Source organism: Kribbella sp. VKM Ac-2569 (assembly GCF_004216905.1).
In the GTDB taxonomy this organism is placed as follows: Bacteria; Actinomycetota; Actinomycetes; order Propionibacteriales; family Kribbellaceae; genus Kribbella.
Genome location: NZ_SGXJ01000001.1, coordinates 2,442,010 through 2,462,883, shown reverse-complemented (window position 1 = coordinate 2,462,883; position 20,874 = coordinate 2,442,010). Strand labels below are relative to the sequence as shown.

Genomic DNA, 20,874 nt, shown 5'->3' with positions numbered 1-20,874 from the left:
CCGGAAGGGACAAGCCCATGACCGACGCGCTGGTCATCGCCACCCCCGCGACCGCCACGGGGTTCCGTCTCGGCGGCGCCCGAACCATCACCGCCTCCGGCGCCGACCAGACCATCGCCGCGGTCGCCCAGGAGATCGCCGACGGCCGAGCCGCGGTGATCGCCGTACACGGGGCACTGTGGTCGCTCGTCGGACCGTCGGTCCGCGCGACCTGGACCAAACAGGCCTCCCCGCTCATCCTGAGCCTCCCCGACGAGGATGGCGAGGTCTCCGCCGCCAAGGACGCGGCGCTGCGCGACCTGCTCGCCCGCGCGATCGGCTACCAGATCACCTTCACCCCCAGCGGAGGCCGGCAATGACCACGACCAGACCACACACCGAGCCAGCACCACTGGGCCGCTCCGGACTGGCCCGGACGGTGACCAGCGATACCGGCCGAGTCGTCAGGATCTCCGGCCCGGTGATCAGCGCGACCGATCTGCCCCATACCCGCCTGTTCGACGTGGTGCGGGTCGGGACCGAGAGACTGCTGGGCGAGGTCATCAAGCTCGACGGCGACCTGGTGGTGATGCAGGTCTTCGAAGACACCACGGGACTCCAGGTCGGCGAACCGGTCGAGGCGACCGGTGAACCGCTGTACGCCGAACTCGGCCCCGGACTCCTCGGCGGCATCCTCGACGGCACCCAGCGACCGCTGGAGAATCTGAGCACGGACGGCAACCTGTACATCGCTAGAGGCGCGGACCCCCACCGGCTCGACCGCAACCGCCACTGGGATTTCCGGCCCGCCGTGGAGGTCGGTGACCGCGTCGGGCCCGGTGACCTGCTCGGATCGGTTCCCGAGGGACACGCCATCGAACACCGGATCCTGGTGCCCGCCGGTGCGGCCGGCATCATCAGCGCGATCCATCCCGGCCCAGCCACCGTCCTCGACCCCGTCGTCGACATCGACGGGCATCCGATCGCGATGCTGCGCCGCTGGCCGTTGCGCCGCGCCCGCCCGGTCGCGGACCGGCTGCCGCTGACCGTACCGCTGATCACCGGCCAACGGGTCCTCGACCTGCTCTTCCCGGTCGCCCGCGGCGGCAGCGCCATCATCCCGGGCGGCTTCGGGACCGGCAAAACCGTGCTGGAACAGGCACTGGCCAAGTTCTCGACCGCAGACATCGTTATCTACGTCGGCTGCGGCGAACGCGGCAACGAACTGACCGAGGTGCTCGAGGAGTTCCCTCAGCTGACCGATCCGCGCACGGGCGCGCCCCTGATGGAGCGCACCGTGTTGATCGCCAACACCTCCAACATGCCGGTCGCGGCCCGGGAAGCCAGTATCTACAGCGGGATCACGATCGCGGAGTACTACCGGGACCAGGGCTACGACGTCGCCATGATGGCCGACTCGACCAGCCGCTGGGGGGAGGCGCTGCGTGAGGTGTCGAGCCGGCTCGAGGAGATGCCCGCCGAGGACGGCTACCCCGCCTACCTGGCGACCCGGCTGGCCGGCTTCTACGAACGGGCCGGCGCGGTCCAGTGCCTCGGCACGCCGGAACGCACCGGCTCGGTGACGGTCGTCGGCGCGGTTTCACCGGCCGGCGGTGACTTCTCCGAGCCCATCACCCAGAACAGCCTGCGGCTCGCGGGCTGCTTCTGGGCGCTCGACACCGCACTGTCCCGGCAACGTCATTTCCCTGCGGTGAACTGGCTGCGCAGCTTCTCGCAGTACGGCCTCGACGCATGGTTCGACAGGGAGATCAGCGCCGACTGGTCGCCACTGCGTCGCTGGGCGGCCGCCTCGTTGCAAGACGAGGGCGTCTTACAGGAGGTGGTGTCGCTGCTCGGCGTCGAAGCGCTGGCTGCCGAACAACGGATCACCCTGCGCATCGGGCAAGCCTTGCGAGAAGACCTGCTTCAACAGTCCTCGTTCGACGACCTCGACGCGTCCTGTCCACCGCAGCGACTGCTGGCGATGCTGCGCGTTGTCCACGAGGCCGGCGCCGCGATGAGGTCAGCGCTCCAGCAGGGCGTCGCCATTACCGACATCACGGCAGCGAGTGTGCTGGCCGACCTCGGCCGGATGCGTCGCTGGCCCGCCGACAACATCCACGAATCCGCGAGCCGCCTCATCCAGCGGATCGCCGAAGAAATGAGCTCGCTGTGACCACCACCGACGCCCAATCCCCCTTCACGGTCGGGCATCGCACGGTGACCCGGGTGGCCGGGCCCCTCATCGTCGTGGACGGGATGGACGGCGTCGGGTACGGCGAACTGGTCGAGGTCGAAACCGGCGACGGCCCGGTCCGGGAAGGCCAGGTGCTCGAGCTCGACGGGTCAACGGCGATCGTCCAGGTCTTCGGTGGAACCGTCGGAATCGGACGCCGTCAAACCTCCGTACTCACCCGCGGCCGCGCCGCCAGGACCGGTGTCGGCAACGACTATTTCGGCCGCGTCCTCGACGGAGCCGGCAGGCCACGCGACGGCGGCCCGCAACCCGTCCCGGACGACTACCGCCACGTCAACGGACTGCCGCTCAACCCGATCACCCGCGCACACCCCGACCAGTTCATCGAAACCGGTGTGTCGGCGATCGACGGACTCATCACCTTGGTCCGGGGCCAGAAGTTGCCGATCTTCTCCGGCGCCGGGCTTCCTGCGAACAGCCTTGCCGCCCGGATTGCCGCGCAGGCCCGGGTGCCCGGCGACGATGCCGAGGTCGTGGTCATCTTCGCTGCCATGGGCGTTACTCGTCGGGAGGCGGAGTTCTTCCGCACGGAGTTCCTCACCGGTGGGGCTGCCGCGCGCAGCGTCCTCCTGTTGAACCTGGCCGACGATCCCACGATCGAACGGCTGCTGACACCGCGGGTCGCGCTCACCATGGCCGAATACCTGGCGTTCGAACAGCACCGGCACGTCCTGGTCGTGATGACCGACATGACCGCTTACTGCGAAGCGCTGCGCGAGATCTCCGCCGCGCGGGAGGAGATGCCGGGGCGCCGGGGGTACCCGGGCTACATGTACACCGACCTGGCCTCCCTGTACGAACGGGCCGGCCGAGTCCGCGGCGGCACCGGATCACTGACCCAACTGATGATCCTCACCATGCCCGACGACGACATCACCCATCCGATCCCGGACCTCACCGGCTACATCACCGAAGGCCAGATCGTGCTGTCGCGTGACCTCGACCGGCAAGGCATCCAGCCACCGATCGACGTACTGCCGTCACTGTCGCGCCTGATGAACGCAGGCATCGGCGTCGGCAAGACCCGAGACGATCACCGCGGCCTCGCCGACCAGCTGTACGCCTGCTACGCCCGCGGCCGTGAGGTCCGACGGCTGATGTCGATCGTCGGCGAGAGCGGACTACCCACAGAGGACCGGCGCTATCTGGCCTTCGCCGCAGCCTTCGAACGCACCTATCTCGGCCAAGGACCAGCCCGCCGTACTCTGACCGACACCCTCGAGGTGGGCTGGCAACTCCTGGCACCCTTCCCGGCAGCCGAGCTGAAACGCGTCAGCGCTGAACACCTTGCGCATTACCACCACGAGGCGTCCGTGACAGCGACCGATGCTTGATGCATGTTCCCTCACTCGTCTGGGCCCTGACGATCCTCGGGATCCTTGCCCTGCTGCTGTTCGACTTCTTCTTCCATGTGCGCACCGCACATACTCCGACGCTCCGCGAGGCTGGAATCTGGTCAGCCATCTACGTGGGCATCGCCGTCTTGTTCGGCGTCGGCGTCTGGCTCCTGGGCGACGGGACGCTGGGCAGCGAATACTTCGCCAGCTACCTGACGGAGAAGGCGTTGTCGGTCGACAACCTCTTCGTGTTCCTCATCATCATGGCCAGCTTCAAAGTGCCTCGCGCCGACCAGCAGAAGGCGTTGCTGTTCGGCATCGTGTTCTCTCTCCTCGCGCGCACCGTCTTCATCTTCCTCGGCGCTGCGCTCGTCAACTCCTATGCCTTCGTGTTCTACATCTTCGGGCTGACTTTGCTCGTCACCGCCGGCCAAATGCTCAAACCCGGGACCACGACCGGCCGATCGGCGAACAACGTCATCGTCCGCGTCGCCAAGAGGTTCCTGAGGACCTCTGAAACCTACGACCGCGACCGACTGTTCACCATCGACCAGGGCCGTCGGGTGATGACTCCGATGCTGCTGGTCATGGTGGCCATCGGCGGCACCGACGTCCTGTTCGCGCTGGACTCCATCCCGGCGATCTTCGGCCTCACCCAGAGTGTCTTCATCGTTTTCACCGCCACCGCGTTCTCCCTGCTGGGGCTACGGCAGCTGTATTTCCTCATCGACGGTCTCCTGGACCGTCTCATCTACCTGTCCTACGGCCTCGCCGCGATCCTGGCTTTCATCGGGGGCAAACTGATCCTGCACGCGCTGCACGAGAACAACCTCCCGTTCATCAACGACGCGCAGCCCGTCGATGTCCCCGAAATCAGCACAGGCGTCTCGTTGAGCGTCATCGCCGGGGTCCTGACCGTCACCGTGATCGCTTCGCTGGCGAGCGTAAGGCTCCTCGCCGCGCGGGCCGAGCGCGATGCCGGGGGGTCTCGCGACAACGGGTCGAAGACCGACGCCGCCGGCGACTGACACCCAGCAAGACCGCGGCGGACGACCTTCAACGGAGAGCCGCACCAGCAGGCACCCGAACCAGCGCAGCAGGCTGCGTCGAAGCCTCGAGCTGGTTGCCGTGCCGCCCCCGAGAGCCCCGCACCAGGCACCGATACCCCAGCATCCCCAACCGCAGCAGACCAGCGCACTCCTTCGAATACGACACGGTCCTCGCAACTCCTCACATCGAGGTGTTGCGAGGACCGCGTTGCCCGGGGGCCCGCTTCTGATACGGCGCTCCGCTTTCGGTCAGCGTGCTGTTGGCGAACCTGGCCGTAGCTCACTGGGCGGGTGTGGCCGGACATACAGTCCACGGCTGACCCGGGTCCGCCGGCAGAGTACGAAGCGGTCAGGCGCTGAGACGCAGCCCGGTAGAGGTCGAGAAGAGGTGCAGCTTCTCGGGCTGCGGGGCGAGGTGCACGATGGCGCCCGTCTCGCTGTGCATCCGGGTGCTGATCCGGGCGATGATGTGCTGGTTCAGGCTGGAGTGCTCCGCGATGCCGTAGAGGAATGCGTCCGAGCCGAGCTCCTCGATCACCCCGACCTTCACCGCCAGCCCTTCGTCCGCGAGATGGAACGCCTCCGGCCGGATGCCCAGCACCAGCGTCTTGTCGTTACCGGACTTCGCCAGCAGGGCACGCTCGATCGGCACCACATAGTCGCCGATCTTCGCCCCGCCGTCGGTGATCTCCGCCTCGATCAGGTTCATCGCCGGCGAGCCCATGAAGCCCGCGACGAACACGTTCTTCGGCCGGTCGTAGAGGCCCAGTGGCGTGTCGACCTGCTGCAGCCGGCCGTCCTTCAGGACGGCGACCCGGTCGCCCATCGTCATCGCCTCGATCTGGTCATGGGTTACATAGACGGTGGTGACGTCCAGGCGGTGCTGGAGTTCGGCGATCTGGGTGCGGGTCTGGACCCGCAGCTTGGCGTCGAGGTTCGACAGCGGCTCGTCCATCAGGAAGACCTGTGGGTTCCGCACGATCGCGCGGCCCATCGCGACGCGTTGACGCTGACCGCCGGACAACGCCTTCGGCTTGCGGTCGAGGTATTCCTCGATGCCGAGCAGCTTGGCCGCCTCGGTGACGCGCTTGGTCCGCTCGTCCTTGGGCAGGCTCTGCATCTTGAGGGCAAAGCCCATGTTGTCGGCGACCGTCATGTGTGGGTAGAGCGCGTAGTTCTGGAACACCATCGCGATGTCACGCTCTTTGGGCGGAAAGTCTGTGACGTCGCGGTCGCCGATGTAGATCTTGCCCTCGTTGACCTCTTCGAGCCCGGCAAGCATCCGCAACGAGGTGGACTTCCCGCACCCCGACGGGCCGACGAGGACCATGAACTCGCCGTCGGCGATGTCCAGGTCCAGCCCGTCGACGGCCGGGGCGTCGGAGCCCGGATACACCCGGGTGGCTCCCTTGAACGAGACGGTTGCCATGTCACGATTCCTTTCCTTCACCGGCAGATACGTGCCGGACGACCACCAACTGCACGCCGATCGCGCGTCCTCACGGTTGCCACGCCGGGTCGGCACAACCGGCGTGGAGTCCACCCCACTGACGTTGTGCCAACCCGGCCGTTTCGGGGACAGGCAGGGCCGGCGGTTTGGCCATGACCGCTGGGGATGCCGTCAACGAATCGAATGAGATCGGCCCACTGGTGCGCTGGGCCTGCTCGATCTCGCGGACCGGTGCGATGTCAGCCGCCGACGAGCCGTTCCTCGCGACCGGTGCTGTAGTCGGCGTCGCTTGCTCGGCGCCGGTTGCCTTGACGGGCTCCGGCGGTGTCGATCGCTCTAGAAACCGGAGCAGCTCGACCGGGAAGGGCAGCACCAGCGTGGAGTTCTTCTCGGCAGCGACCTCGACGACAGTCTGCAGCAGACGCAATTGCAGCGCGGCTGGGTGCTCTGTCATCACCTCGGCGGCCTGCCCGAGCTTCTCCGAGGCCTGCAGTTCGCCGTCCGCGGTGATGATGCGGGCCCGCCGCTCCCGCTCCGCCTCGGCCTGGCGCGACATCGACCGCTTCATCGTCTCCGGCAGCGCTACGTCCTTGATCTCCACCCGCTCAATATGGACACCCCAGTCCAACGCCGGGCTGTCGATCATCAGCTCCATCCCCTGGTTGAGACGTTCCCGGTTGGACAGCAAGTCGTCCAGGTCACTCTTGCCGATGATCGAGCGCAGAGACGTCTGCGCGACCTGGCCGATGGCCGAGATGTAGTCCTCGACGTCGACGGCCGCCCGCACCGGATCGACTACGTTGAAATAGACGACCGCATCGACGCGGACCGTCACGTTGTCGCGGGTAATGCCGTCCTGTGCGGGAACTGGCATCGTGATGATCTGCATGTTGACCTTCTGCAGCCGGTCGGCGATCGGCACCAGCAAGGCAAGACCAGGCGGCCGGATCGTCGGGCGCACCCGGCCAAACCGGAACACGACGCCTCGCTCGAACTGCTTGACCACGCGGACGCACGCCGCCGACCCGATGAGGCCCACTGCCATCGCTGCGAGTAGTAGATAAAGGACGATCATTTCTTCTCCGTTAGGACGTCGCCCGCGGTCTCGTCGATAGACACTCGACGACTGACGGACATGTGCCAAGAACTAGTTGCCCCGTTCCGGCCGGAATCGGCGGATCACACCGCCGAAGGACCAGATCAGCGGGTGGGCGGAGCCTTTGTCTACGGGGCCATGAACTGTTCGTTGTTCTCGTTAGGAGCTGTGGCGAGCCGGGGCGTATTTGGTGGCGAGGCGGGCCAGGGCGAGGGCGGCGACGAGGAGGCCGAAGTCGCGTAGGGCGACGTCGTAGAAGCCTGAGAGGGTGAGCAGGTTGATGATGATGCCTGCGAGCCAGGCGGCGACGAGGAGTGCGCCGTAGCGGGGGATCAGGGCGACGGCGATGCCGGCGACGATTTCGATGACGCCGATGAGGTACATGGCGTCTTGGCCGGAGCCGGGAACGATGTCGTTGATCCAGGGGGCCAGGTAGCCGGGCCAGTCGGTGAGCAGGTTGGCGAACTTGTCCAGGCCGAACACGATCGGGGCCACCGTGAAGACGGTTCGCAGGACCAGGAATGCCTGGTAGGCCGGGTCGGACAGTGTCTCCCGGCTTGGTGTGCGGGCGGTGCGCCCCTCAGTACTCATAATCTGCTCCTTCTAGAGCGTCGATGTACTTCCATGCTTGTCCGGCGGCCACGGACTAGCACCGCCATTCGTCGGCTGAGTTGGACCCTTTGTGGTTGCCGATGATCGGCAATACGCGAACCCATCGGAAGGTTGGTGGAGCCAACGTTCCCCGGCCGCGGTGGGTTGTCACCGGGTCTCTCCTGGTTGTCGCCTCTCGGATCAGGGATGCGCGGCGTGGGTCAGTTCCGCTGCGAGTCCCTGTCGCCATGAGCTGTAGTGCGGGGCCCAGTCGAGGGTGCGCCGGGCGAGGGTGTTGTCGGCGCCGCGCAGCTGGGTCATGAAGGCGACTCCCCAGGCTCCGGCGGTCAATCTGGCAAGGGCCAGGGGTATGTGCTTCGGTGGGGGAGCCTCTAGCAGTTCGGCCAGGATGGGCAGCCACTCTCGGACTGGCGCCGGCTCGTCGTCGACGATGTTGAGCGCGCCGCGGACGTGGCTGTGCAGCGCCGCGGCGATGGCTGAGGCGGCGTCGTCGACGTGGGTGAAGGAGAAGGTGCCGTCGCCGGAGCCGATGAGCGGTATCTTCCCGGCCTGTACCTGACGGACGAATGATCCGTGTCTGCCATAGATCGTGCCGTGGCCGTAGAGCTGCCCTAGCCGTAGTACCAGCCCATCTGCCTGCCTGGTGCGCTGTTCAAGCGTCCGCAGGGCGGCGAGCACCGGGGCGAACTGCCGGGGTGGATCCCGCCATAACGGCGTGACCTCGGTGGCCGGGACCCACGTGTTCGGTTCGTAGATGCAGGCCAGGCCTTGGGTGATGATGCGTTTGGCGCCGGCCTGTTGTGCGGCGTACAGCAGGTTGCGGGTGCCTTCGGTGCGGAGCCGGTTGGTCTGCGCGAAGTCGCGGCTCATCCGCCGCGGGTTGATCTTGGCCGGGATCGCGGTGAGCAGGTGGATGACCGCGTCGGGTGCAGCGTCCGTGACGACCCGGGTCAGCGCGTCGGAGTCCAGCGCATCGGCTTCGGCGACCACAGCTCCCAGCATCTCGACCTCGACGGCGGCGCCGTACGAGCGCGCTAACCCGATCACCTCATGGCCCTGGGAGGTGAGTACGGGCAGCAGCCGGCGGCCGATGACTCCGGTTGCACCGGCTACGAACACGCGCATGATTCCTCCTGGAACGCAGTCCTGTGGGGGGCCGCGGGGCTACTGTGGGGTGCCATCGCCCCTGGACGCCGTGTCCGCCTGCTCCTGCCCAGTCAGGTAGGTCGACCTGGCCAACCGCTGGACCGAGTCGTCCAGCTCGCCGCACTCGGCCAACTGCTGCAGCGTTCGCACGACGATTGATTGCGCGTCGATCCCGAAGTGGCGGCGCAGCGCGGCGCGGGTGTCGGAGTGGCCGAATCCGTCGGCGCCCAGTGACGTCCAAGGCCTGCGGACGAACGGAGCGATCTGGTCGGGCACCGCGCGCATCCAGTCCGAGACCGCGAGGACTGGACCGACGGTGTCGGCCAGCCGCCTCGTGACGTAGGGAAGGCGGGGACGCTGGTCGGGGTGGGACTGATTCCACTCCTCTGCGGCGAGTGCGTCACGGCGTAGTTGGGTCCAGGACGTCACCGACCACACGGCGGCGTGGACTCCCCAGTCGGTGTGCAGTAGGCGTTGCGCCTCCAGCGCCCAGGGCATCGCGATGCCGGAGGCAAGGATTTGTGCCTTCGGGCCGTCGCCATCGGGAGCGAGGGAGTAGCAATGCATCCCGGCGAGAATGCCGTCGATGTCGACGTGGTCGGGCTCGGCAGGCTGGCTGATCGGTTCGTTGTAGAGGGTGAGGTAGTAGAAGACGTTCTGGCCTTCGCCTGGTCGCGGTTCGCCGTACATGCGCCGGAGTGCGTCGGCGGTGATGTGGCCGAGTTCGAAGGCGTAGGCCGCGTCGTACGCGATGCACGCGGGATTGGTGGATGCCAGTAGCAACGAATGGCCGTCCTGGTGCTGGAGGCCTTCACCGTTCAGGGTGGTTCGACCTGCGGTGGCCCCGAGCAGGAACCCTCTGGTCATCTGGTCCGCAGCTGCCCAGAGTTGGTCGCCGGTGCGCTGGAACCCGAACATCGAGTAGAAAATGTACAGCGGGATCATCGGCTCACCGTGGGTGGCGTACGACGTACCCGCGGCTGTCCAGGACGCGGCGGAGCCGGCCTCGGTGATGCCTTCATGCAGAAGGACACCTCGGGCGTCTTCCTGATAGCTCAGCATCTGCCCGCGATCGACCGAAAGGTAGTGCTGTCCGTGCGGGGAGTAGATCTTCTTGGACGGGAAGAGGGAATCCAGGCCGAAGGTGCGGGCCTCGTCGGGGATGATCGGCACAAATCGGTGGCCGATCTGCGGGTCTTTCATGAGGTCCTTGAGTAGTCGGACGAACGCCATCGTGGTGGCGACCTCTTGCCGGCCTGAGCCGCGCCGTGCGACTGCGTACGCGGCCTCGCCCGGCAGCGTGAGCGGTTTGCTGGTGACTCTGCGGGCGGGCAGGTACCCGCCGAGAGCGCGGCGCCGCTCGTGCAGGTATTGCAGTTCTGGCGCGTCCTCCGGTGGCCGGTAGTACGGCGGTTTGACCGCGTCGAGCGCCGAGTCGGGGATATCGAGGAACAGCCGGTCGCGGAACCCCTTGAGATCGTCGAGGGTGAGTTTCTTCATCTGGTGGGTGGAGTTGCGGCCCTCGAAGTGGGAGCCGAGGGTCCATCCCTTGATGGTCTTGGCCAGGATCACCGTGGGCTGTCCGGTGTGCTCGGTGGCCGCCCGGTACGCGGCGTACAGCTTGCGATAGTCGTGACCACCGCGTTTGAGGTTCCAGATCTCGTTGTCGGACAGATGCTCGACCATGGCCGCCGTGCGCGGGTCGCGGCCGAAGAAGTGTTCGCGCACGAACGCGCCGGACTCGGCCTTGTACGTCTGGAAGTCGCCGTCGGGTGTGGTGTTCATCAGGTTGAGCAGCGCGCCGTCGGTGTCGGCGGCCAGCAGCGGATCCCATTCGCGGCCCCAGATCACCTTGATGACGTTCCAGCCGGCGCCGCGGAAGTACGACTCGAGTTCCTGGATGATTTTGCCGTTGCCGCGGACCGGGCCATCGAGGCGCTGCAGGTTGCAGTTGACGACGAAGGTCAGGTTGTCGAGCTCTTCACGGGCGGCGACGCCGATCGCGCCGAGGGATTCCGGCTCGTCCATCTCACCGTCGCCGAGGAAGGCCCACACACGCTGCTGGCGGGTGTCCTTGAGACCGCGGTTGTGCAGGTACCGGTTGAAGCGGGCCTGGTAGATCGCGTTGAGCGGGCCCAGCCCCATGGAGACCGTTGGAAACTCCCAGAAGTCCGGCATCAGCCGCGGGTGCGGGTAGGACGGTAACCCGCCGCCTGCGCCGGCGTGGGAGATCTCCTGCCGGAAGCCGTCGAGTTGGTCGCTGGTGAGTCGTCCTTCCAGGAACGCGCGGGCGTAGACGCCGGGGGAGGCGTGTCCTTGAAAATAGATCTGGTCGCCGCCGCCGGGGGCGTCGTGGCCGCGGAAGAAGTGGTTGAAGCCGACCTCGAACAGCGCCGCTGCGGAGGCGTAGGTGGAGATGTGCCCGCCGACGCCGATGCCGGGCCGTTGCGCGCGATGGACCATGACCGCGGCGTTCCAGCGGTTGTAGGCCCGGATCCGCCGCTCGATGTGCTCATCGCCAGGGAACTCCGGCTCAGCATCAGGAGCGATCGTGTTCAGGTAGTCGGTACTGCGGAGATTCGCGACACCGACGCGCCGGTCGCGGGCTCGCTGCAGGATGCTGAGCAGCAGGTACCGCGCCCTGTTCTGCCCCGCGTGGTCGACGACCTGATCGATCGACTCCAGCCACTCCTGAGTCTCCGACGGGTCCAGGTCGAGCAGTTGGCTGTGCAAACCAAGGCTTTCTGGCAGGCCTTGCGGTGTCGGTGTCATGACAGCTCCTTCAGATCCGCGAAACGATGCGGTGCGGCGATCTGGAGGATCGGCTGCTGCGCAGGCATTGGCTTGTCGGACTTGCTTCGGTGGGGGTGGACGACCGCGACCGGACAGGCGGCGTGGTGCAGCACGGCCAGGCTGATCGAGCCCAGCAGCATGCCGGTGAAGCCGCCGCGCCCACGCGACCCGACCACGATCAGCTCGGCGCCGTCAGCCTCGTCGAGCAGCGCCTGGACCGGGTGGCTGTGGACGAGTTTGGTCTTCACGTCGATGCCGGGGATGAGTACCCGCTTGCTTTCCATCGCCTCGGCGAACAGTTGCCGGTCGACCTGCTCGACGATGTCCGCGGGGACACGCAGTGACGGGTGCTGACGGGTCGGCATCGCGGCATGTACGGCGGTGATTCCGACGCGGCGGCGTGCCGCCTCCTGGAAGGCGAAACGGATCGCCGCGGCCGAGACCTCCGACCCGTCGACGCCTATCACGACCCGGCCGGTCGGCGACGCGGGGAACGCCGTACCGTCTCGATGCGGGTGAACGACGATCACCGGGCACGGGGCGTGCGCGGCCACGGTCGAGCTGACCGACCCCACCAGCAGGCCGCGGAAGCCACCGAGGCCTCGACTGCCGACGACCACCAACTGCGCGTCCTGTGCCTGGCTCAGCAGCGTCGGTGCCGCGGCCGCAGCAAACAACTCGGCGGTGACCGTAATGTCGGGCGCAGCCTGGCGGGCCTGGTCCTTCGCCTCGGCGAGGATCCAACCGGCCGCGGCCCGGAGGCTGTCGTTCATCGGTTCGGTCAGGTCCAGGCCGAAGGGGTCGCCGATCATCGGCCAGGTGAAGGTGTGAACGATGTGCAGCGGGCAGCGTCGGTACGCCGCCTCGGCGGCCGCCCAGGCGAGCGCGGCCTGCGCGGATACCGAGCCGTCGACACCCACCAGGACCGGCCGACGGCCGCGGTTCATTACAGCAGTTGTCTTGGTCATGTCGCCGCTCCGCTCCAGCTCTTGGTACCCCAGCGGCTTCGACTGTGCCGCTCCAGCGGTCAGGCAGGTAGGGCGCCGATCGGCGAACCTGTGACCAGGCTTATGGCCGACGTCCGGCAACGATGCTCTACTGGGACATGGCCCGAGACCTGCGTAGATCCATTGCGACGGGAGCGGCATGAGCGAGTCCAGGGGGCTGAGGTGGCCCGGTTCCGACACGAACAGCGCCGATGAAGCATGGCTGACGGCGATCGCGCAAGCTGCCGCCGGAGACTCCCAGGCGCCGCTCGAGCTGCTGGTCGAATACCTCACCCTGCTCGCGGACGCCGCGATCTCCGGGCGACGGCCCCGTGAACATGAATTGGCGATCGTCCGCGAACTCGGGCGCCGCGCCGCCGAACAGGGCATCCCCGCCGGACGCGTCGTCGACCTCTACCTGTCAGCCGCCTGGCGGATGTGGCGGGACCTGCCCGACGTCGTGCCGTACCGCGACCGCGACACCGTCCGCGCTTCTGCACAAGCGGTCCTTCGCGCTGTCGGCGAAGCGATCGCCGTCCTCGTCGACAGCTACCAGATCGCGACTCAGCACCTGATCCGGCAGGAGGAATCCCTGCGCCGCGAACTGGTCGACGACCTCCTACGCGGCGACCCCGACGTCGCCGGAATTGTGGAACGCGCCGAACCGTTCGGACTCGACCTCGGCCGGCCGCACCAGGTCGTACTGGCCCGCCCCGCCGACGGACTCCCCGAAGGCGACACCAGCGTGAACATGCTGGAACTCTTCATCCTTGACCGTTTCGGGGACCGTGAAGTGCTCGTCGCCACCAAAGAAGGCCTTCTCGTGGTGCTGATCCCGGCGACCGCCCCCAGCACGGCACCCCGCACCATCACCCAGGGCGTGGGGACCCTGATCCACGACGCGTTGATCCGTCACCGGTCGGGCCGCGAATGGCGCGTCACAACGGGCCGGCCCTACCCCGGCTCGTACGGCATCGCCCGCTCCTACGAAGAGGCGCGAGAAGCGCTGACCCTGGCCGAGCGGCTGCAACTCGACATGCCCGTCGTCGATGCCCGCGACATGCTCGTCTACCGGGTACTGGTCCGCGACCAGGCCGCCATCGTCGATCTCATCCAGGCCGTGCTCGGCCCGCTGACCCAGGCCCGCGGCGGCGCAGAGCCGCTGCTGCAGACTCTCGAGGCATACTTCGCGACCGGTGAGGTCGCAACCGAGGCAGCCCGGCGCCTGAACATGTCGGTCCGCACCGTCACCTACCGGCTGGACAAGGTCAAGACCATGACCGGACACGACCCGGGCGACCCGGCACAACGGTTCACGCTGCACATCGCCGTCCTCGGCGCACGACTCCTCGACTGGCCCGCCCGAGACCTTCCATCGGGCGCGGAAGCCCACGCCTAGCCAACCCGACCCTGCCCAAGGGGCCGTCGTTGCCGGGCGTCGGCCATCAAGGCCGTCACAGGTTCGCCGATCGTGGTCATACCTGTCATCGCCCCGCCGAGGCACAGTCGTAGCTGCACGAGCACGGCCGCGGAGCTCCCAGGCACGGATCCCCGGCGGGCTGTCGCTCGTGTGCATGGACGAGTCAGGGGCCGTCTCCTTCGGGATCCGCCCGCCGGCGTCAGGAGGTTTGTCGTGGACCAATCAGTCGCAGCCCGCCTCCCCGCGCCCGCTACGGCGCAGGAGAACACACCATGAAGGCCTATCGAGTCTTCTGGTTGTTCTTCTGTGGTGTGCTCGGGGCCGCGGGAGCAGCCATGGCCTTCACCTGGTCGCTCACGAACGTCATCATGCTGCTTGTCCTGGCGGCTCTCACGGGTGCAGTCGTGGCCATGGTCGCCTTGGCGGACCCCGACGGTCCGAGCCGGCCTCCGCGGGAGCGACGACGGATTGTGGCCCGCAGCACGGCCCTCACCGCGGGTGGCACGATTTCGTTCATCGGCATGAGCACCTTGGTAGGCGCGCCGACAGCGGTGCTACTGCTGGCCATCCTCGTCGGGGCATCCCCGTATGCGATTCGCTACTGCGTTCGCTGGCTCCGCGAACACGGCCATCTGGCCGGCTCGGCACCTCCGCCTCTCCACTTAGATCGTGCCGACCGCTCGTCAAAGTCGGCGATGGCAGCCATCTTGGGGACCGAACCAGATCAGGCGCCGAAGCCTCACATCGCGCCGGATGCCCTGAGCGACGAAGCTCTCTGCGTGGCGTGGCGGGCCAGCTTCTCGGCTCTGCAAAGAGCCGGCTCGCCGCTGCAGCGGTTGCGGATCGTGGACGAGCGCCGGGCGTATCTCGACGAGATCGAGCGCCGCACCGCGCACGGCATGGCCGCGTGGCTGGCGTCCGGACCCAGAGCAGCCGGAGACCCCAGCAGGTTCGTGCTGGGAGACGGCGCGGTAGGTCGCGCCTCCATTGACTGGGACGACCTGCTCCACGACACGGACAAATGAACAACCCGTCCTCGATAGCCGGAGCTGGCCGATGCCAGGGAAACCGAGAACACCATGACCAAGCTGGAACACCTCTACGGCCACTTCGGACAGAGCCCATGGCTCGACAACCTCACGCGCGCCTATCTGCGTGACGGCACTCTGGCTCGGATGGTCGCCGACGGGATCCGCGGCGTTACCGCGAACCCGACGATCTTCGCCCGGAGCATCATCGGCTCCCACGACTACGACGAACAGTTCTCGGAACTGATGGCCGCCGGCAAGTCGGTGGACGAGGCGTACTGGGAACTGGTCATCTCTGACGCCTATCAGGCGCTCACCGTACTGCGACCGGTCTTCGACAGGGGTGACTGCGTCGATGGTTTCGTGTCGGTGGAGGTGTCTCCCCAGCTGGCTCACGACGCGTCCGGCACCATCGCCGCCGCGCGCTGGCTACGCCGTCGTATCGCCCAACCCAATCTGCTCGTGAAGATTCCCGCAACTGCGGAAGGTGTCACCGCCGTCGAAACACTGATCGGCGAGGGGGCCAGCATCAACGTGACGCTGCTGTTCTCGCTGTCCCGGTACGCCGAGATCGTCGAGGCCTACTTGTCCGGGCTGGAGACGTTCACCGCGAACGGCGGCGATCCTTCGACTGTCAGCAGCGTCGCCTCGTTCTTCGTCAGCCGGGTCGACACCGAGGTCGACCAGCGACTCGAGGCGCTCGGCACTGACGAGGCGCTCGCTTTGCGCGGCCAGGCCGCGGTCGCGCAGGCCAAGCTGGCGTACAGGCTGTTCACCGAACAGTTCTCTACCAAACGTTGGCACCGGCTCGCCGGCCTGGGCGCAGATGTCCAGCGTCCACTGTGGGCCTCGACGTCCACCAAGAACCCCAAGGACCGCGACACCCGCTATGTCGAGGAACTCATCGGCCGCGAAACGGTCACGACCTTGCCCGAAGCAACCATCGCCGCCTTCGAGGATCACGGCACGATGGCTCGCACCGTCGACAACGGCGTGCCGAAGGCAGCCGAACTGATGGAGCGCTTGGCAGCCGTCGGCATCGACATGACCGCCGTCGGTCGCACCCTGGAGGACAACGGCATCGCCAGCTTCAACAAGGCCTACCAAGACGTGCTGGCCAATCTGACAAACCTGGCGGCAGTCTCGCCGACACCCGGCCATACCCGCGAGAAAGACTCCCCGCCTGTCTCTCGACGACGCAGCGACGCCCGCCGCAGCTGAACCTATCTCGCACGCCAGGCGGGCGTGCCCGGCCCCGGCCGAGACTGAACAGCCAGCGCGTTTGAGCCTGACCTCCGCGCCTACCCTGGGCCGCAGGAAGCGCCGCGGCATCAGGTCATGCAACGAGTCTATAGGTGGTGACGGCTGCCGAGCCCGTTGCGCGCAGCGGCGCGGAACGGGGTACGTCGAAGACGGCAGGATCCGGGGTCACTCTGGCGAGTCAACGTCTCGGCCTGACCCGTCGGGGTGTTGTTGTTGCATGTTCTCTTCCAGGTTCTCCACGCGTCCCTCGTCGTCGCTGGCATCCAGCAGATTGTCCGCCGGCGCGCGGTTGCCCGGGTACTCCGCGAGCGCTACCTCTGGGTGGTGTCGGTCGAAGGCGGGGCTTTCGGATCGGATCCGGGGCAGCTTCTCGAAGTTGTGCCGCGGTGGAGGGCAGTTGGTCGCCCACTCCAGGGAACGGCCCCAGCCCCACGGGTCGTCCACTCCCACCAAAGGTGCTCGGCGGTAGGTCTTGTAGACGTTGTAGAGGAACGGCAAAGTCGAGGCGCCGAGGATGAAGGCGCCGACGCTGGAGATCTGGTTCAGCGTGGTGAAGCCCTCGGTCGGGCTGTAGTCGGCGTAGCGCCGCGGCATGCCCTCGACACCGAGCCAGTGCTGCACCAGGAACGTGGTGTGGAACCCGATGAACAGCATCCAGAAGTGCAGCTTGCCCAGCCGCTCGTCGAGCATGCGGCCGGTCATCTTCGGCCACCAGAAGTAGAACCCGGCGAACATCGCGAACACCACGGTGCCGAAGACCACGTAGTGGAAATGCGCCACCACGAAATAGGTGTCCGTGACCTGATAGTCCAGGGTCGGCGAGGCCAGGATGACGCCCGTCAGACCGCCGAACAAAAACGTCGTCATGAACCCGAGTGACCACAACATCGGGGTCTCGAACGACACTGAGCCGCCCCAGATCGTTCCTATCCAGTTGAAGAACTTCACCCCGGTCGGCACCGCGATCAAGAACGACATGAACGAGAAGAACGGCAAACTCACCGCGCCAGTGGCGAACATGTGATGTGCCCACACCGTCAACGACAACGCGGCGATCGCCAGCGTCGCGCCGACAAGCCCCATGTAGCCGAAGACGGGTTTACGGCTGAACACCGGCAGGACCTCGGTCACGATGCCGAAGAACGGCAACGCGATGATGTACACCTCGGGATGGCCGAAGAACCAGAACAGGTGCTGCCACAGTATCGGCCCGCCGTTGGCCGCGTCGAAGACATGGGCCCCGAGTGTTCGATCCGCCTCCAGCACCAGCAGCGCCGCCGCCAGGATCGGGAACGCCACTAGCACCATGATCGACGTGATGAGAGTGTTCCAGGTGAAGATCGGCATCCGGAACATGGTCATCCCGGGCGCTCGGAGGGTGATGATCGTGGTGATGAAGTTGACGGCGCCGAGGATGGTGCCCAGGCCGGCCATCCACAGACCCATGATCCACAGGTCGCCGCCGATGCCCGGGGAGCGGACCGCGTTGGACAGCGGTGCGTAGCCGGTCCAGCCGAAGCTCGCTGCGCCGCCGGGAGTGAAGAATCCACTGAAGGCGATGAGCCCGCCGAACAGGAACAGCCAATAGCTGAACATGTTCAGCCGTGGGAACGCGACGTCGGGGGCACCGATCTGGATCGGCATGATGACGTTGGCGAAGCCGACGAACAGCGGGGTCGCGAACAGCAGCAGCATGATCGTGCCGTGCATCGTGAACAGCTGGTTGTACACCTCTTCGTTCACGATCTGCAGGCCCGGCTTGGCCAGCTCGGCACGCATCAGCAGCGCCATCAGACCGCCGATCAGGAAGAACGCGAACGACGTGATCAGGTACAGCTGCCCGATCAACTTGTGATCTGTGGTGGTGAGGACACGCACCACCGCACGGCCCAGCGGGCGGCGCCCTCCTGCCGCTGTGACAACTCTTGTCATCGTCGCCCGTTCCGCGACGCCGGTCATCGAACTGCTCCGACGCCACGCAGGGTCATACGGGTCAGATTCACCACCACGGCCGCTCCTCCATCAAGTCCTCGTAGTGCGCTTCTGCTGTTGCCCTTCACCAGTTCGCGGGCGGATCGCTGGCTGGAAACGAGTCATAGCCCCACGCATCGACAATGTCTCGAGGACCTGGTTCGCCGTTTGCCTGTCGGCGCGGAACACTCCGGGCCGACCGTGCGGGGATGGGTCGCAGACCGCTGCGCCGCCGTGGAGACTGTTCGCGGCCGGAACCGCTTGCCTCCGTTGCGTACTGGCAGGACATGCACAGGCTGGCCATCGGCAGCGCCGTCAGGCGGTCCACGGCGATGTCGTCGCCGCACCCCTGGCACATTCCGAAACGGTCCTCATCGATGCGGTGCAACGCGGCATCGATGTCGGCCAGGGCCGTTGCCGCGGCTGTCATCAACGCGGACGCGACCTCGTCCTCCGCATCATCGGATCCGATCGCGATGTCGGCGGTGAGCTCGTTGAGCTGTTCGACCCGGAACCGCCGGAGTTGCTCAAGATCCGCGCGGAGACCATTCACGTCCACGTCCGCCCGGCCGCGGCACTTGCGAGTCGGGACCGCATATCTGGGCTTGGTCACGGGACCTCCTTGCATCGCAACGGGGCAACCGGGCTGGTCACTTGGACACACAGCAACCTCGAGACCTGTCGGATTGCTGTCCCGGCTCAGGCCCACAATGCCGCCCCACGCCCGCGGTAGATATGCCCGAGTCCGGCCAAGGCGACCGCTCTTCCTTGCCGAACATCGGCAACCGGGCCTCGAACTCGATCACCCGGTCACACCATCACGGTTCGATCAGGCCGGCGCGGATGGCGTAGCGGGTGAGGTCGAGACGGTCGCGTAGGCCGAGCTTGTGCAGCATGTTCGCCCGGTGCCGTTCGACCGTTTTGACGCTGATGAACAGCTCTTCCGCGATCTCCTTGGAGGAGTGACCCTCCGCGACGAGCTTGAGGACCTCTTCCTCGCGGACGGTGAGAACCCGCTCAGGCACACCCTCACCACGCCGAGCGCGGTCCAGGTAGTCGCGAATCAGGGCGGTGACCGCACCCGGGTAGAGGAAGGGCTCACCCCGGATCGCGGCCCGGCAGGCCTCCACCAGGTCGCGGTCGGCGACCGATTTCAGGACGTAACCGGACGCTCCGGATCTGAGTGCTTTGAAGAAGTACTGCACATCGTCGTACATCGACAGCATCAAGATACGCAGATCAGGAAGGAGAATGGACAACTCCCGAGCTGCCTGCAGTCCGGTCATCCGTGGCATCGCGACGTCGAGAATCGCCAGGTCGACGGGCTGGCGCCGGGCTGCGGCGACAGCTTCTGCGCCGTCGCCGGCCTCAGCGACGACCATCAGGTCAGGTTCGCTGTCCAGGATGAGCCGCACTCCGCGACGAACCAGCGCGTGGTCGTCGGCGAGCAGGATGCGAATAGGCGCCTGTGCCGGCATCGTCATCCGCCTCTGTGCGAAAGCGGTACGGAAAGGTTCACTTGAACGCCGCCCTGAGGAGCGCCTTCGAGGTCCAGGGTCGCTCCGATCAGCAGGGAACGCTCGCGCATTCCGCGGATCCCGGCGCCCTCATGCGCGAGGCCGATCCCACGGCCATCGTCACAGATCAGCAGTCGCACGACGTCACCAGCGCGGTACAAGCGGACTGTGACCTCTGTGGCCTCAGCGTGCCGGGCGACATTGGTGAGACTTTCCTGGGCGACTCGGTAGAGCACCAGTTCTGTTTGCTGGTCCAACTGGGGCAGGTCGGCGTCGAACTGTCGGTGCACCGTCAGCCCTGTGTGGGTGGACAGATCGGTCGTCAGGGTGGTCAAGGCGCTGATGAGACCGAGATCCTCCAGCACGCCGGGGCGCAGCCTCCCCGCGAGTCGACGTACGTCGTCCAGGCTGGCGCGAGTGGTCTCCTGGGCGTGCTGAAGGTCGGTTCGCAGAAGGGGATCCTGGGTGCGGTCGGCGGCGCGCTTCAGCTCGAGCAGCACCGCGGTCATGCTCTGCCCGACCTCGTCGTGGAGTTCCTGCGCGATGCGGCGCCTCTCGCCCTCTTGGGCCGACAGCGCCCGCGCGCTGCTCGTGGCCCGCTCGTTCTCGAGCCGGTCCAACATGTCGTTGAACGCGCGAACGAGGTCCGGCACACCGCCGTCGCCGGTCACTGACACGCGCTGGCCGGGGCGGAGGAGATCCACCGTGGCCATTCGGCGAGTGACGCGCTCCAGCGGTGCCAGGCCGACGTGTAGCAGGACGGCGTTGGCTACGAGCATGACGCCCAGGCCGCCGATCAGGACAACAGCCTCAGCCAGGGCCACCGGGACCGACACTGTCACCGGCGCCCACAACAGCAACGCCGTGGCCGCCCCGAGCACCACCGCATTGAGTCCGAAGATTCGCCAGAACAACGCCATTCCCAGCCGGCCTTTCTCGATGACTGCTATGCCCACTATCCGCCCTTTTC

General features: G+C 66.7%; 17 protein-coding genes. 7 read left to right on the top strand and 10 right to left on the bottom strand.

All coding sequences use genetic code 11. From position 1 onward, the window contains the following. Positions 1-17 precede the first annotated feature (17 nt). From EV649_RS11640 to EV649_RS11625, 4 genes are read left to right on the top strand one after another with little or no spacing between them, the layout of a single operon-like run. On the top strand, positions 18-359 hold the full coding sequence (locus EV649_RS11640) for a V-type ATP synthase subunit F (RefSeq protein ID WP_157996226.1): 342 nt from the start codon (positions 18-20) through the stop codon (positions 357-359). Beyond that, positions 356-2,155, top strand: a complete 1,800-nt coding sequence (locus EV649_RS11635; RefSeq protein WP_130383209.1) for a V-type ATP synthase subunit A — start codon at positions 356-358, stop codon at positions 2,153-2,155. Before EV649_RS11640 ends, EV649_RS11635 begins: the two co-directional genes overlap by 4 nt. Beyond that, a complete protein-coding gene (locus EV649_RS11630) occupies positions 2,152-3,570 on the top strand; it encodes a V-type ATP synthase subunit B (RefSeq protein WP_130383208.1) in 1,419 nt (472 codons plus the stop codon). The genes EV649_RS11635 and EV649_RS11630 overlap by 4 nt, the downstream gene beginning before the upstream one ends. After that, positions 3,570-4,601, top strand: a complete 1,032-nt coding sequence (locus tag EV649_RS11625) for a TerC/Alx family metal homeostasis membrane protein (RefSeq protein ID WP_130383207.1) — start codon at positions 3,570-3,572, stop codon at positions 4,599-4,601. The genes EV649_RS11630 and EV649_RS11625 overlap by 1 nt, the downstream gene beginning before the upstream one ends. A 370-nt stretch (positions 4,602-4,971) precedes the next feature. On the opposite strand, the gene ugpC is transcribed toward EV649_RS11625, so the two are convergent. The 6 genes from ugpC to EV649_RS11595 all read right to left on the bottom strand — a co-directional run bounded on the left by ugpC (position 4,972) and on the right by EV649_RS11595 (position 12,687). Continuing rightward, positions 4,972-6,051 (bottom strand): sn-glycerol-3-phosphate ABC transporter ATP-binding protein UgpC, encoded by a 1,080-nt coding sequence (gene ugpC / locus EV649_RS11620; protein ID WP_130383206.1) that lies wholly within the window; start codon positions 6,049-6,051, stop codon positions 4,972-4,974. 70 nt (positions 6,052-6,121) lie between these two features. Then, entirely contained in the window at positions 6,122-7,117 is a 996-nt protein-coding gene (locus EV649_RS11615; protein WP_241998113.1) for a slipin family protein, read from the bottom strand. A 210-nt stretch (positions 7,118-7,327) separates the two neighbouring features. Then, entirely contained in the window at positions 7,328-7,759 is a 432-nt protein-coding gene (locus tag EV649_RS11610; protein WP_130383205.1) for a DoxX family membrane protein, read from the bottom strand. Between the two features lie 201 nt (positions 7,760-7,960). After that, the gene (locus EV649_RS11605) at positions 7,961-8,905 is read right to left on the bottom strand and encodes an NAD(P)-dependent oxidoreductase (protein ID WP_130383204.1); all 945 of its coding nucleotides are present in this window, start codon (positions 8,903-8,905) and stop codon (positions 7,961-7,963) included. 39 nt (positions 8,906-8,944) lie between these two features. Next, positions 8,945-11,698 carry a pyruvate dehydrogenase (acetyl-transferring), homodimeric type gene (gene aceE / locus EV649_RS11600; protein WP_130383203.1) on the bottom strand — a complete coding sequence of 918 codons (2,754 nt, stop codon included), beginning with the start codon at positions 11,696-11,698 and terminating at the stop codon, positions 8,945-8,947. Further along, a complete protein-coding gene (locus tag EV649_RS11595) occupies positions 11,695-12,687 on the bottom strand; it encodes a universal stress protein (protein ID WP_198682403.1) in 993 nt (330 codons plus the stop codon). The genes aceE and EV649_RS11595 overlap by 4 nt, the downstream gene beginning before the upstream one ends. A 178-nt stretch (positions 12,688-12,865) precedes the next feature. On the opposite strand from EV649_RS11595, the gene EV649_RS11590 reads away from it, so the two are divergent. The 3 genes from EV649_RS11590 to tal all read left to right on the top strand — a co-directional run bounded on the left by EV649_RS11590 (position 12,866) and on the right by tal (position 16,374). Beyond that, positions 12,866-14,104: a helix-turn-helix domain-containing protein gene (locus tag EV649_RS11590; RefSeq protein WP_130383201.1), complete on the top strand. Its 1,239-nt coding sequence runs from the start codon at positions 12,866-12,868 to the stop codon at positions 14,102-14,104. Between the two features lie 293 nt (positions 14,105-14,397). Continuing rightward, on the top strand, positions 14,398-15,150 hold the full coding sequence (locus EV649_RS11585) for a hypothetical protein (RefSeq protein ID WP_130383200.1): 753 nt from the start codon (positions 14,398-14,400) through the stop codon (positions 15,148-15,150). Positions 15,151-15,204: 54 nt separating this feature from the next. Continuing rightward, positions 15,205-16,374, top strand: coding sequence for a transaldolase (tal, locus tag EV649_RS11580; RefSeq protein WP_130383199.1), 1,170 nt, complete (start codon positions 15,205-15,207; stop codon positions 16,372-16,374). 207 nt (positions 16,375-16,581) lie between these two features. On the opposite strand, the gene ctaD is transcribed toward tal, so the two are convergent. The 4 genes from ctaD to EV649_RS11560 all read right to left on the bottom strand — a co-directional run bounded on the left by ctaD (position 16,582) and on the right by EV649_RS11560 (position 20,860). After that, on the bottom strand, positions 16,582-18,348 hold the full coding sequence (gene ctaD / locus EV649_RS11575; RefSeq protein ID WP_241998112.1) for a cytochrome c oxidase subunit I: 1,767 nt from the start codon (positions 18,346-18,348) through the stop codon (positions 16,582-16,584). A 124-nt stretch (positions 18,349-18,472) separates the two neighbouring features. After that, positions 18,473-19,000, bottom strand: coding sequence for a TraR/DksA C4-type zinc finger protein (locus EV649_RS11570; protein WP_198682402.1), 528 nt, complete (start codon positions 18,998-19,000; stop codon positions 18,473-18,475). Between the two features lie 205 nt (positions 19,001-19,205). After that, entirely contained in the window at positions 19,206-19,865 is a 660-nt protein-coding gene (locus tag EV649_RS11565; RefSeq protein ID WP_130383197.1) for a response regulator transcription factor, read from the bottom strand. 2 nt (positions 19,866-19,867) lie between these two features. Next, positions 19,868-20,860: a HAMP domain-containing sensor histidine kinase gene (locus EV649_RS11560; RefSeq protein WP_241997985.1), complete on the bottom strand. Its 993-nt coding sequence runs from the start codon at positions 20,858-20,860 to the stop codon at positions 19,868-19,870. Positions 20,861-20,874: the final 14 nt, after the last annotated feature.

What these genes read in the sequence shown, in the direction of transcription:
- EV649_RS11640 (WP_157996226.1), top strand. Translation starts at nt 18, where the DNA reads ATGACCGACGCGCTGGTCATCGCCACCCCCGCGACCGCCACGGGGTTC.
- EV649_RS11595 (WP_198682403.1), bottom strand. Translation starts at nt 12,687, where the DNA reads ATGACCAAGACAACTGCTGTAATGAACCGCGGCCGTCGGCCGGTCCTG.
- EV649_RS11585 (WP_130383200.1), top strand. Translation starts at nt 14,398, where the DNA reads ATGAAGGCCTATCGAGTCTTCTGGTTGTTCTTCTGTGGTGTGCTCGGG.
- EV649_RS11610 (WP_130383205.1), bottom strand. Translation starts at nt 7,759, where the DNA reads ATGAGTACTGAGGGGCGCACCGCCCGCACACCAAGCCGGGAGACACTG.
- EV649_RS11625 (WP_130383207.1), top strand. Translation starts at nt 3,570, where the DNA reads ATGCATGTTCCCTCACTCGTCTGGGCCCTGACGATCCTCGGGATCCTT.
- EV649_RS11565 (WP_130383197.1), bottom strand. Translation starts at nt 19,865, where the DNA reads ATGCCGGCACAGGCGCCTATTCGCATCCTGCTCGCCGACGACCACGCG.
- EV649_RS11590 (WP_130383201.1), top strand. Translation starts at nt 12,866, where the DNA reads ATGAGCGAGTCCAGGGGGCTGAGGTGGCCCGGTTCCGACACGAACAGC.
- aceE (WP_130383203.1), bottom strand. Translation starts at nt 11,698, where the DNA reads ATGACACCGACACCGCAAGGCCTGCCAGAAAGCCTTGGTTTGCACAGC.
- ugpC (WP_130383206.1), bottom strand. Translation starts at nt 6,051, where the DNA reads ATGGCAACCGTCTCGTTCAAGGGAGCCACCCGGGTGTATCCGGGCTCC.
- EV649_RS11605 (WP_130383204.1), bottom strand. Translation starts at nt 8,905, where the DNA reads ATGCGCGTGTTCGTAGCCGGTGCAACCGGAGTCATCGGCCGCCGGCTG.
- ctaD (WP_241998112.1), bottom strand. Translation starts at nt 18,348, where the DNA reads ATGACAAGAGTTGTCACAGCGGCAGGAGGGCGCCGCCCGCTGGGCCGT.
- tal (WP_130383199.1), top strand. Translation starts at nt 15,205, where the DNA reads ATGACCAAGCTGGAACACCTCTACGGCCACTTCGGACAGAGCCCATGG.
- EV649_RS11635 (WP_130383209.1), top strand. Translation starts at nt 356, where the DNA reads ATGACCACGACCAGACCACACACCGAGCCAGCACCACTGGGCCGCTCC.
- EV649_RS11615 (WP_241998113.1), bottom strand. Translation starts at nt 7,117, where the DNA reads ATGGCAGTGGGCCTCATCGGGTCGGCGGCGTGCGTCCGCGTGGTCAAG.